The sequence below is a fragment of the Streptomyces sp. NPDC005774 genome (genome assembly GCF_042871645.1).
In the GTDB taxonomy this organism is placed as follows: Bacteria; Actinomycetota; Actinomycetes; order Streptomycetales; family Streptomycetaceae; genus Streptomyces; species Streptomyces pratens.
In genome coordinates, this window is sequence record NZ_JBIAIV010000038.1 from 1 (window position 1) to 11294 (window position 11294).

At 70.0% G+C, this 11294-nt stretch carries 11 protein-coding genes and 4 pseudogenes; 5 read left to right on the forward strand and 10 right to left on the reverse strand.

Annotation, left to right across the window (positions count from 1 at the left end):
- The 3 genes and pseudogenes from ACFYQA_RS27840 to ACFYQA_RS27850 all read right to left on the reverse strand — a co-directional run.
- Positions 1-233: pseudogene (locus ACFYQA_RS27840) on the reverse strand (hypothetical protein); the annotation flags it as partial.
- A gap of 55 nt (positions 234-288) precedes the next feature.
- Positions 289-414 (reverse strand): annotated as a pseudogene (locus tag ACFYQA_RS27845) (transposase); the annotation flags it as partial.
- 135 nt (positions 415-549) lie between these two features.
- Positions 550-801, reverse strand: coding sequence for a transposase (locus tag ACFYQA_RS27850; protein WP_388923328.1), 252 nt, complete (start codon positions 799-801; stop codon positions 550-552).
- Here ACFYQA_RS27850 and ACFYQA_RS27855 point away from each other — a divergent pair.
- Positions 795-1331: a hypothetical protein gene (locus ACFYQA_RS27855; RefSeq protein WP_388923331.1), complete on the forward strand. Its 537-nt coding sequence runs from the start codon at positions 795-797 to the stop codon at positions 1329-1331. The two genes, ACFYQA_RS27850 and ACFYQA_RS27855, sit on opposite strands and share 7 nt — an antisense overlap.
- A 121-nt stretch (positions 1332-1452) precedes the next feature.
- Here ACFYQA_RS27855 and ACFYQA_RS27860 read toward each other — a convergent pair whose 3' ends face one another.
- A complete protein-coding gene (locus tag ACFYQA_RS27860; RefSeq protein WP_388923333.1) occupies positions 1453-1743 on the reverse strand; it encodes a tyrosine-type recombinase/integrase in 291 nt (96 codons plus the stop codon).
- A gap of 161 nt (positions 1744-1904) precedes the next feature.
- Between ACFYQA_RS27860 and ACFYQA_RS27865 the strand changes: the two genes are divergently transcribed.
- Positions 1905-3068 carry an ISAs1 family transposase gene (locus ACFYQA_RS27865; RefSeq protein WP_388923336.1) on the forward strand — a complete coding sequence of 388 codons (1164 nt, stop codon included), beginning with the start codon at positions 1905-1907 and terminating at the stop codon, positions 3066-3068.
- Between the two features lie 257 nt (positions 3069-3325).
- Here ACFYQA_RS27865 and ACFYQA_RS27870 read toward each other — a convergent pair whose 3' ends face one another.
- Complete coding sequence (locus ACFYQA_RS27870) at positions 3326-3550, reverse strand: DUF397 domain-containing protein (RefSeq protein ID WP_388923339.1); 225 nt, start codon at positions 3548-3550, stop codon at positions 3326-3328.
- Entirely contained in the window at positions 3547-4422 is an 876-nt protein-coding gene (locus ACFYQA_RS27875) for a helix-turn-helix domain-containing protein (protein ID WP_388923342.1), read from the reverse strand. Before ACFYQA_RS27875 ends, ACFYQA_RS27870 begins: the two co-directional genes overlap by 4 nt.
- A 193-nt stretch (positions 4423-4615) precedes the next feature.
- On the opposite strand from ACFYQA_RS27875, the pseudogene ACFYQA_RS27880 reads away from it, so the two are divergent.
- Positions 4616-4798: pseudogene (locus ACFYQA_RS27880) on the forward strand (type II toxin-antitoxin system RelE/ParE family toxin); the annotation flags it as partial.
- A complete protein-coding gene (locus tag ACFYQA_RS27885) occupies positions 4795-5163 on the forward strand; it encodes a helix-turn-helix domain-containing protein (protein WP_388923345.1) in 369 nt (122 codons plus the stop codon). The pseudogene ACFYQA_RS27880 and the gene ACFYQA_RS27885, both read left to right, overlap by 4 nt.
- 147 nt (positions 5164-5310) lie before the next feature.
- Here the strand turns inward: ACFYQA_RS27885 and ACFYQA_RS27890 are convergent, their stop codons facing one another.
- Both ACFYQA_RS27890 and ACFYQA_RS27895 read right to left on the reverse strand, forming a co-directional pair.
- Positions 5311-5772 carry a VOC family protein gene (locus tag ACFYQA_RS27890; protein WP_388923496.1) on the reverse strand — a complete coding sequence of 154 codons (462 nt, stop codon included), beginning with the start codon at positions 5770-5772 and terminating at the stop codon, positions 5311-5313.
- Between the two features lie 71 nt (positions 5773-5843).
- Positions 5844-5936 (reverse strand): annotated as a pseudogene (locus ACFYQA_RS27895) (pyridoxamine 5'-phosphate oxidase family protein); the annotation flags it as partial.
- A gap of 166 nt (positions 5937-6102) precedes the next feature.
- Between ACFYQA_RS27895 and ACFYQA_RS27900 the strand changes: the two are divergent.
- On the forward strand, positions 6103-9105 hold the full coding sequence (locus tag ACFYQA_RS27900) for a bifunctional [glutamine synthetase] adenylyltransferase/[glutamine synthetase]-adenylyl-L-tyrosine phosphorylase (protein WP_388923348.1): 3003 nt from the start codon (positions 6103-6105) through the stop codon (positions 9103-9105).
- 156 nt (positions 9106-9261) lie between these two features.
- Here the strand turns inward: ACFYQA_RS27900 and ACFYQA_RS27905 are convergent, their stop codons facing one another.
- Positions 9262-10332: a phosphatase PAP2 family protein gene (locus ACFYQA_RS27905; protein WP_388923352.1), complete on the reverse strand. Its 1071-nt coding sequence runs from the start codon at positions 10330-10332 to the stop codon at positions 9262-9264.
- Positions 10333-10508: 176 nt separating this feature from the next.
- Positions 10509-11279, reverse strand: coding sequence for a response regulator (locus tag ACFYQA_RS27910; protein ID WP_388923355.1), 771 nt, complete (start codon positions 11277-11279; stop codon positions 10509-10511).
- Positions 11280-11294: the final 15 nt, after the last annotated feature.

Below are 11294 nucleotides of genomic sequence, written 5' to 3' on the forward strand. Positions count from 1 at the left end.
CCGCCTGGCTGGTACAGCCGCCGCATCTGGACCGAGACCGCCGAGGCGGCAGAGCAACAGACTCCATGAGTGCACTGTGCTTGACAGATCTCGACGGCCCACCTCTTGGGCTGGACCTGGAAGCCTCGCTGACCGGGTTCTTTGCGGACGATCTCCAGCTTGAGGCCGAGGATCTGAGCGGCCCAGTCGACCAGGCGGCCGGCGAAACCCTGGCTGGCCCAGATCTTGCGCACACTTGGGTGGTCGAGCCTGGTCCACAGCAATGGGCGCCGAGCGCCCATCGCGGTCCTGAATGTTTGCGGCGACAACGTGGACGGCCAGGAGTAGGCCAAGAGTGTCGGTGACGATGAACCTCTTACAGCCCTTGACCTCCTTACCCGCATCGAAGCCCCTGGTCGCGGCGGGGACTGTGTCAGCGGTGCGGACGGACTATGGGTCGGTCAACCCCGCTGTCGGTTCGACGTTGCGGCTATCGGCCCGGCGGACCTGGCCACGCAGGACGTCATGGATGCGCTCGACGGTCCCGTCGTCCTGCCACCACGCGAAGTATCAGTACACCGTCGGCCACGGCGCGAAGTGCTTCGGCGGCTGCTGCCATGCGCACCCGGTCCGCACCACGTAGAAGATCGCTTCCACAATCCGCCTCCGCGGATGCTTCTCCCGTGCGAAATCGGCCAGGATGTCAATGCCGTGCACCTGAAGTCGGAGCGTGGATATGACACGTACGGCCTCAGGCCCGGATCGGTTGGAGTGTTCAATTCGAGAATCGTCGGATTCGGAAGAGTGGAGGACTGGTGACATTCCCCGGGGAGGAGAGATCTCAGGCTGATCTGGTGGAAACACTCGCAGACGGCACGGGGCGGAATGCCAGGTTCATTGCGGCCAAGTATCCTGAGGTCACTCAATTCATTGCCTCCTGGATCCGTGAAGCCGCTCACATGGGAAACTGGGCAAGGGTTGACAAGTTTGCCAACTTGGCCGCCCTCTTGCGGGTGCCGGGCCTTGGCGGGGCCCTTCAAGAGATCCTTGATTCAGATCTCGTGGGATTCAACAAAGAGGATCTCGTGGAGATCCTGGGTGAGATCCGGGAAGTGGGCGCGGTCACCTGCTTGTTTCGGGTAGCGGAAGGTTCGGTGAACGAGGATGCTCCGGCGTACTGGCTATGCCAGAAAGTTATCTCCTCTCTGGGGGGAATTGGCACGCCGGAAGCCTTCGAGTACATTCGCCAGATGACAGTCCAGTCGTGGCCTGACGTTGTCCGCTGGTATGCAGCTGTCGAACTGGGGATCGAAGATGAGCTCGGGTTCGACGAAGATCAAATGTTGGGTTAGTGCGCGCCCTGAGCGCTATTGAGGTCCAAGAAGTGCCGATAGCGTTAGCAAAAAAGAAGCCTCGTCAGATTTTTTCTGGCGGGGCTTCTGCGTGGGGTGACGGCAGTACTTGACGGCAACGTCAACGGGCAAGGGGGGTGAGCGGAGGTGGACCGTCGCCGTCAACTCGGCTGTTCTTGGCGTTCGTTATGCCGTCGAGCCCGATGTCGAGGGCCTCGATGACGTTTCGCTGGAGGCGGAGGCGGAGGCGGAGGCGGACGTGGGCGTAGACGGTGGCGGTAGCCCCGATGTGGGCGTGGCCAAGGAGTCCCTTGAACACGACGAGTTCGACGCCCTGCTCCACGAGGAGGGTGACCATCGGGTGGCGAAGGCCGTGGAAGCGGATGCGGCGGAGACCCAGGGTCCGTTGCATGATCGGTTCTGTCTGGAACGTCGGGTTGGTTCGCAGTTGGGGTGGGGCGCCCCGGTCCGGGCGGAGGGTGAACGCAGCGCAGGCACGGTCTCGGTGATCATGTGAGTGTCGAAGTCCCATGAACACTTGGTGAGTCCGTGCCTGCTCCTCCATCTTCCCTCATGCCCTCCGCGCTGGATCAACTGGCTCAGGCCACTGCACCGGCCCCGTTGACGGACGCACTGTGTCTGTCGCAGTTCCTGGAGACGATGCCCGACCCGCGAGGTCTTCGCGGCCGCCGCTACCTGCTGTCCGCCCTGCTCGCAGCGGCCGCGGCGAGCGTCCTGGCCGGCGCCCGCTCACTGACCGCGATCACGGAATGGGTCACGGATGCCCCGGCCTGGGCCTGCCGGGCCCTCGGTTTCCCCGTCGACCGGCTGACCGGCACCGTGTCGGTCCCGCATCCCCACACCCTGCGCCGTCTCCTGGTCCAGCTCGACGGCGACGCCCTGGACCGGGCGATCGGCGCCTTCCTCGCCGCCCGGGCCACCCCGGCCGAGCCCGGGCTGCGGGCGATCGCCGTCGACGGCAAGGCCCTGCGCGGCTCGCGCACCGCCACGGCCACGCACGTCACCCTGCTCGCCGCGATGGACCACAGCGGCAGCGTTCTCGCCCAGTGTCAGATCGCCGACAAGAGCAACGAGATCCCCGCCTTCCAGCCCCTGTTGGACAACATCGATCTCACCGACAGCGTGATCACCGCCGATGCCCTGCACACCCAGCACGCCCACGGCACCTACCTCCGTACCCGCGGCGCCCACTACATCGCCCAGGTCAAGGCCAACCACCCCGGCCTGTTCGACCGCGTCCGCCGCCTGCCCTGGCGCGAGATCACCCTCGACCATTACGAGCGCACCCGCGCCCACCACCGCAAGGAGATCCGGCGCCTGAAGACCGCCTCCTTCGCGCACCTCGACTATCCCGACGCCCGCCAGGCCCTCCAGGTCGTGCGCTGGCGCAAGGACTTCACCAGCGGCAAGCTCACCATCGAGCGCGTCTACCTGATCACCAGCCTGCCGCCGGGAGCCGTGAGCGGCGCTCAGCTCGCCGCTTGGATCAGAGGACACTGGAAGATCGAAAATCTTCTGCACCACGTCCGGGACCGCACCTTCCGCGAGGACGACTCCAAGATCCATATCGGCCGGCTCCCGCGCGTCATGGCCGGCCTGCGCAATCTCGCCATCGGCATCCACCGCCAGGACGGCCACACCAACATCGCCGCCGCGCTACGTCACGCCGCCCGCGACTGCCGCAGACCCCTGGCTGCCCTCGGCCTCGCCGGATGAACCCGGACAGAACTGATCATGCAACGGACCCTGGGCGGAGACCGGCCTTGCGGAGGCAGTGGGGCCTCCGCAGCAGACGCCGGCCCTTGAACGTCGGCATGGCCTGCTTGCCGAGGCAGCGGCTCTTGGCGTGACTGCTGTGGTGACGGCGCTTCCTCTCCTCAAGCGGCCCAGGAAGGAGACCCGGACGGGTCTGCCCGAGGAGAACCTGCCGGTGCTGTAACGCTCCGCTGCGGAGGGGGTGTCCGCTCTGGCGGTCACCCCCGGCTCGCGAACCCTGCCATCCCCAGGAAGTCCGCCCAAGCGGCCGGGGCGAGGGTGAGCCGAGGCCCCTGGGTGTTCTTGCTGTCCCGGACGAGGACGGTACCGACGCCGGGGGATATAGCGACCTCGACGCAGTCGCTCGGGTTGCTGCTGTCGCTGTAGCTGCTCTTGAACCAGGTCGGTTCGACGTCGGCTGCGACCGATCCCTTGCGGTTCATGTCTCCCCCAGCACTTGTTCGATGAAAGCCGACGACTCTCGTCCGGTCAGCGCCTCGGCTCGGATGATGCCATAGCGCAGCTCCAGAATCCTCAGTTGCCGAGGGTCGGTGACAGGGCGGCTGCCGAACTCGTCGTCGGCCCGTCCAACCGCTGTGCCGTCGTGGAACTTGAGCACCTGGATCCGTCCTCCGGTTCCCGGGTGGTCCCCGTGGGACGTCGGCATCACCTGAATCGACACGTGTCGCAACTGTGCCAGCTCCAGGAGGTGTTCGAGTTGCCTGCGCAGCACCATGATGCCTCCGATCGGCCGTCGGAGAGTCACCTCTTCCTGCACGAAGCTCAGCTCCGGTGCGGGGCTCCGCTCGAAGACGGCGGTGCGAGCCGTACGCGCGGCGACCGCCCTCTCCAACTCGTCCTCCGAGAGCGTCGGCCGCCGCGTACTCAGGAGCGAGCGGGCGTACTCCTCGGTCTGCAGGACTCCGTGAAGGTTGTGGCTGCCGTACGACAGCAGCTCCACCGCCTGGGACTCCAGCTTCGCCAAGTTCCGTACCTTCTTCGGGTACCGGACCTTCGCCACGTCCTCCGACATCGCGGCGAGCAGTCCGCCCGCGCCCAGGATCTCGTCGGCCTTCTCCAGGTACTCGGGGCGGGGGATCCGGTTGCCGGCCTCGATCTTGTAGGCGAGGTCGTCCCCGTATCCCATCGCCGCCGCGAAGTCGGCGACCCGCATGCCCACGGACTCCCGCCGCAGCTTCAACTGACGGCCCACCGTGGTGATGACGGCCGTCCCCCACTCGTCGTCAGGGTCGACCTCCCAGCCCGGCTCGTCCGCCTCGTCCCTGACCTGTACCGCCTCACCGTCCACCGACATCCGCACCCCTCCGTCGTACGTACCGCGTTGCGAGGTCTCTCACGGTAGGTGTGGCGATGACGGTGGGTGAGGGGCAGAAGGGAGCGGTACACCTACGAGTGATCCAGGGGTCGGTGAGACCGTACTCAGGGCCGTGAAGGCGGCGAGCGTGAGGGTGAAGAAGGGCGGTTGCTCCGTACAGTGGCGGGCCGCCGCCGTCCGCATCACGTACTGGCTCGCTTCCGACCGGCGCATTGTGCTGCTGACGGTGTTCCGCAAGGCCAGGCAACGCGAGAGTGGCGAGGTCGAGCGTGCCCAGCAGGTGCAGAAGGTGTGCGAGGCCGGTCACGGCCCTGCCGAGCACGGCTACGACCGGACGGAGGAAGGGAACCCATGAACCACTCCGAGTGGAAGACCCGCCGGACCAGGAAGCTTCTGGGGGAGACGGTCGAGGAGTCCGCCGCCTATATCGAAGCCGGGTACGCCTTCGCCCTCGGCCAGGCTGTCCACGACCGGCGTACCGCGCTCGGCCTGTCGCAGGCCGAGCTGGCGCGGCGGGCGGAGATGACCCAGCCGCAGATCTCCAACATCGAGGGCGGGGACTCCGTACCGACTCTGCCGCTGCTCACCCGTCTGGCCAAGGCTCTGGACGCGTCACTGACCATCGACCTGGATCGTGACACGTCGGCTTTCACCTTCACCCCGTACGGACGCCATCAGCCGGAGGAAGCGCTACCGGATGGACGCGACTCGGCAGCTTGAGCCGCGTCCGCAGGGCGAGACCGGCCTCGGCAGCGACGAACCGACGCCCGCGCTGGAGGGCATGTACCGCGCCTACCGTGAGGCGTCTCACGGTAGGTACGGCGGTGACGGTGGGTGAGGGGAAGAGGGGAGCGGTGAGCGGTACACCTACGGGTGGTCCGGGCTGCCCGCCTCGGTGGCCTGGTTCGTCAGGAGCTGGTGGAGGGGTTCGGTGGCGCGGCGGCGGTACTCCTGGACGGCCCAGCCGTTGCCGTCCGGGTCCTTGAAGTACATGAAGGTGGCGCCGTCGTCCGGGGCGTACACGACCGGCTCGGAGATCTCCAGGCCGCGGGCGGTGAGTTCGGCGTGGGCCGCCTTGATGTCGGCGACGCAGAGCTGCAGGCCCTGGTACGAGCCCGGGGCCGGGCGGGTGTCGCCCGACATCTCCCAGATGCTGTCGCCCAGCGCGATCGAACAGCCGGAGCCCGGGGGCGTCAGCTGGACGACGCGCATGCCCGGCATGACCTCCTGGTCGATGTCGACGTGGAAGCCGACCTTGTCCCGGTAGAAGTCCCTGGCCCGGTCGATGTCGCTGACGGGCAGCGGAAGCACTTCGAGGGTCATGGCCATGTTCATCGGGGTTCCTCCGGCGGAGTCGGCGCGGTCAGTGCGGTGGGTCCGGTCGGTGCGGGCTTTCGGTGTCACGTGAACCGCCGTCCGGTCCGGCTGAACGGCTCTCCCTCACCGAAGCCGAAAACGGTGCGCGGCGCCACCGAAAACACGACAGCGTGCCCGGAGGATTCGGCCCCGTCCGCCCGTCTCCGGAACTCATCGCGCACGGCCGTCCCGGGGCCGGGGCGGGGTGGGGCGGATAGGCTCGTCGCCTGGACGAGTTCGTGGCGAGCCCGATGTGCGCCCGATGGGAGCCCGACGCGGGCCGAGGAGCGAGGGAGACCGGGGATGACGTCGGTGCCGGGGCGCAGGAGCAGTACCTTCACGCGGCTGCTGCGGCACGGTTTCACCGACCCGTCGGCCGCCGAGCGGCTGCTGGACGGCCCCGAGCTGGTCGCGGTGCGCGACGACCCGGTGCTGCTCGAGGCGCTCGGCGGTACCGCCGACCCCGACCTCGCGCTGCTGGGGCTGGCCCGGCTGCTGGAGGCGCAGACCGGCGCCGCCGGCCGGCAGGAGCTGCTGGACACCCTGATCGCCGCCAAGCCGCTGCGTGACCGGCTGCTCGGGGTGCTCGGCGCCTCCGAGGGCCTGGCCGACCATCTCGCCCGGCACGTCGACGACTGGCAGGCGCTCGTCACGTACGAGGCGCGGGACCTGCACCCCGGCGTGACCGAGTTCGAGCAGGGCCTCGCCGAAGCCACCGACCCCGTGTCGCTGCGCGTCGCCTACCGGCGCTGTCTGCTGTCCATCGCCGCCCGCGACGTCTGCGGCACCACCGAGGTGTCCGAGACCGCCGCCGAACTCGCCGACCTCGCCACCGCCACCCTGCGCGCCGCCCTCGCGCTCGCCGAGGCCGACGCGCCCGAGGACGCCGCCCTGTGCCGGCTCGCGGTGGTCGCGATGGGCAAGTGCGGTGGGCACGAGCTGAACTACGTGTCGGACGTCGACGTCATCTTCGTCGGCGAGGCGGTGAACGGCGCCGACGAGGACAAGGCCCTGCGCGCCGCCACCCGGCTGGCCGCGCACATGATGCGGATCTGTTCCGCGAACACGGTCGAGGGCACCATCTGGCCCGTCGACGCCAACCTGCGGCCCGAGGGCCGCAACGGCCCGCTCGTCCGCTCCCTCGCCTCGCACCGCGCCTACTACCAGCGCTGGGCCAAGACCTGGGAGTTCCAGGCGCTGCTCAAGGCCCGTCCGGTGGCCGGCGACCTCGCCCTCGGCGAGGAGTACGTCGCCGCCCTGCGGCCGCTGGTGTGGCAGGTCGCCGAGCGGGAGAACTTCGTCGCCGACGTGCAGAAGATGCGCCGCCGGGTGATCGACAACATCCCTACCGCGGAGGTCGACCGCCAGCTCAAGCTCGGCCCCGGCGGACTGCGCGACGTCGAGTTCGCCGTGCAGCTGCTCCAGCTGGTGCACGGCCGCGCCGACGCCTCCCTGCGCAGTGGCACCACCCTCGACGCGCTGGGTGCCCTCGCCGCCGGCGGCTACGTCGGCCGCGCGGACGCCGCCAAGCTCGACGACGCCTACCGCTTCCTGCGCTCCCTGGAGCACCGCATCCAGCTCTTCAGGCTGCGCCGCACCCACCTGGTTCCGGAGGACGACGCCGACCTGCGCCGCATCGGCCGCTCCCTGGGCCTGCGCACCGACCCGGTGACGAGCCTGACCCGCGTGTGGCGGCGGCACGCCTCCGTCGTGCGGCGGCTGCACGAGAAACTGTTCTACCGGCCGCTGCTCGACGCGGTCGCCCAGCTCGCCCCCGGCGAGGCCCGGCTCAGTGCCGCGGCGGCCCGCGAACGGCTGGTCGCCCTCGGCTACGCCGACCCGGCCGCCGCCCTGCGCCACCTGGAGGCGCTGGCGTCCGGCGTGACCCGCAAGGCGGCCATCCAGCGGACCCTGCTGCCGGTGCTGCTCGGCTGGTTCGCCGAATCCGCCGACCCGGACGCCGGCCTGCTCAACTTCCGCAAGGTCTCCGACGCGCTCGGCAAGACCCCCTGGTACCTGCGGCTGCTGCGCGACGAGGGCGCCGCCGCGGAGAACCTCGCCCGCGTCCTGTCCGCCGGGCGGCTCGCCCCCGGCCTGCTGCTGCGCGCCCCCGAGGCGGTGGCCCTGCTCGGCGACGGAGAGGCCGGCGGCCTCAGGCCGCGCTCCCGCGCCCTCCTGGAACAGGAGATCCTCGCCGCCGTCCGCCGCGCCGACGGCGCCGCCCAGGCCGTCGACGCCGCCCGCGGGATCCGCCGCCGCGAAATGTTCCGCACCGCCGCCACCGACATCATCGGCTCCTACGGCACCGAGTCCCAGCCCGCCGAGGCCGACCAGGGTGCCCTGGTGGACCTGGTCGGCGGCGCGGTGTCCGACCTGACCGCCGCCACCCTCGCCGGCACGCTGCGCGCGGTCGTCCGGGAGGGCTGGGGGGACAGTCTGCCCGCCCGCTTCGCGATCATAGGGATGGGCCGCTTCGGCGGCCACGAGCTGGGCTACGGATCCGACGCGGACGTCCTGTTCGTCCACGAGCCGCGCGAGGGCGTGGACGAGCGGGAGGCGGCCGACGCGGCCGGCAAGGTCGTCGCCGAGATGCGCCGCCTCCTCCAGGCCCCCAGCGCCGACCCGCCCCTGCTCATCGACGCCGACCTGCGCCCGGAGGGCCGGTCCGGGCCGCTGGTGCGCACCCTGGGGTCGTACGAGGCGTACTACCGGCGCTGGTCGTTGGTGTGGGAGCGGCACGCGCTGCTGCGCGCCGAGCCCGTCGCCGGCGACGAGGACCTCGGCCGCCGCTTCGTCGACCTGATCGACCCGCTGCGCTACCCGCCCGCCGGGCTAGGCGAGGACGACGTGCGCGAGATCCGGCGTCTGAAGGCCCGCATGGAGTCCGAGCGGCTGCCGCGCGGCACCGATCCCAAGCTGCACGTCAAGCTCGGTCCCGGCGGTCTGTCCGACGTGGAGTGGACCGTCCAGCTGATCCAGCTGCGGCACGCCGCGCACGAGCCGGGGCTGCGCACCACCCGTACCCGTGAGGCGCTGGCGGCCGCCCATGCGGCCGGGCTGATCTCCGCGGACGACGCGGGCGTCCTCGACGAGGCCTGGGTGCTGGCCACCGGCGTACGCAACGCGGTCATGCTGGTGCGGGGCAGGGCCGGGGACACCTTCCCCGGGGACCCTCGCGACCTGGCCGCGGTCGGCCGCTACCTCGGCTACGGTGCGGGCCACGTCGGCGACATGCTCGACGTGTACCGGCGCACGGCCCGCAGGGCACGGGGCGTGATGGAAGAGCTGTTCTACGGCGGGTCGTAGGAGCGGGCCGTGGGCACCCGGCGCAGGCAGGCACCCGGCAACAAGGCGGTGGGCGCGGTCACCGGAGCGCGCGGGGCGCCGCAGAGGCACGGGACGCCTCCCCGACGAGGAGGCGCTTCCCCGGTGCCGGGGTGTTTCCCCGAGGGGACGGACGCCTCAGTGGCGCGGGGTGTCCGGCGCGCGGGCGGAGGTGCTCGCGGTGGGGGCGCCGTCGGCCGTGCGAGGGCCGGGGGAGTCGTCCGGGGCGCGCGGGTTCACGACGCCCGGGTTCGCACGGCCCGCGCCCTCACCGTCCGAACCTGCGACGGCCCTGTCCGTGCCGCGCCTGCCCGGGAGACCCTTCCCCGGGAAACCTCTGCCCGAGAAGGCCCCGCTCCAGCCGCCCCCGCCCCAGCCGGCCCCGCCGTCGGACGCCTCGCGCGGCAGCGCGTACGGCCTGCTCCCGTACCAGAGGGTCGCCAGCGCGTAGCCGAAGGCGAGGCAGAGCACGCCGCCCACCGCGTCCAGCCAGAAGTGGTTGGCGGTGGCGACGATGACCACCAGCGTGCCCGCCGGGTACAGCAGGCCCAGGACCTTCGCCCATGGGATCGTCGCCAGCGCGAAGATGGTCAGCCCGCACCACACCGACCAGCCGATGTGCATCGACGGCATCGCGGCGTACTGGTTGGACATGTTCTTCAGGTCACCGGAGGCCATCGAACCCCAGGTCTCGTGGACCATCACGGTGTCGATGAAGGCGCCGCCGTTCATCAGGCGCGGCGGGGCGAGCGGAAACAGGTAGTAACCGGCCAGGGCGACGGCGGTGGTCGAGAACAGCACCAGTCTGGTCGCCGCGTAACGGCCGGGGTGACTGCGGTAGAGCCACACCAGGACACCCAGTGTGACCACGAAGTGCAGTGTGGCGTAGTAATAGTTCATGCCGACGACGAGCCAGGTCACCGAGTTCACGGCGTGGTTGACCGACTGCTCGAAGGCGAGACCGAGCTGCCGCTCCAGGTCCCAGAGCCAGTCCGCGTTGCGCAGCGCCTCGGACTTCTGCTCCGGCACGGCGTTGCGGACGAGCGAGTACGTCCAGTAACTCACCGCGATCAGCAGGATCTCGAACCACAACCGCGGCCGGCGGGGGGCGCGCAGACGGCGCAGGAGACCCTGCCCCGTCCGGTCCTCGACGGGGCGCGCTGCGGCCTGGTGCCGACCTTCCAGCGTGGTCACCGTCGTTTCGCCCATGGGTACAGAGTCTGCCAGAAAAGCCCCTGGGAGAGATCCTCTCCCAGGGGCGGCCGACCCGCATGTTCTCCTCGGGAAGGGGCCCGCCGCCTCCTCCTGGAGCAGGACGCGAGGACTCCCCGCCTGCGACCTGTGGACGACACGGTGACCCGGAGAAGCGTGGGATTCCGGGCGGTTCAGAGACGGGGCCGGGTGGCGGTGTCCAGGTAGAAGGAGTCGATGCTCTGGACGGCCTGCTCGAACTCCTCCAGGTTCACGGGCTTGGTCACGTAGGCGTTGGCGTGACTGCTGTACGCGCCGGTGACGTCGTCCGGAGCGGTGGACGTGGTCAGGACGACCACGGGGATCGTCTGCAGATCGTCGTCGTTCTTCAGGACCTTGAGCAGATCGCGGCCGTTCATCCGGGGCATGTTCAGGTCGAGGACGATGAGGTCGGGCCGCGGGGTGTCCGGGGCCCGCAGGTGTTCCAGCGCGGCGACTCCGTCGGTGACCTGGACGAGGTTGCGGGCTCCGCGTTCGGAGAGGGCTTCCTCGATGAGCATGGCGTCGGCGATGTCGTCTTCGACGAGCAGGACGTCGAAGGGGCGGGCGGGGGTGGTCATGGTCGGATGCTCCGTGGGTTTCTCGGTGGAATGGTGGAAAAGCCCCGGCCAGCGGCGCCGGGCACCTTGCCGTGTCATACCGCAGGCGGCACCGATCTGCGGATAGCCGGCACCCGCGCGGGCGGCCGCCACGGCCGTCTCCTGCTGGAGCCGTTCAGCGGCCTGCTTGAGGTGATCCAGCACGCGGAGCAGAGCCAGGGCCTGTGCCTGGTCGTCCGGTGCCGGGTGCGAAGGCGCTCCCAGAAGCCGGCGGGCGAGGCGCTGCGCGAGATCACCGACTGCCGCGTCCGTGAGGGAGGCGGTCTCCTGCGGGGTGATCCACGATACGAAGTCCTTGCCAGGCATGTCCGAAACTCTAGG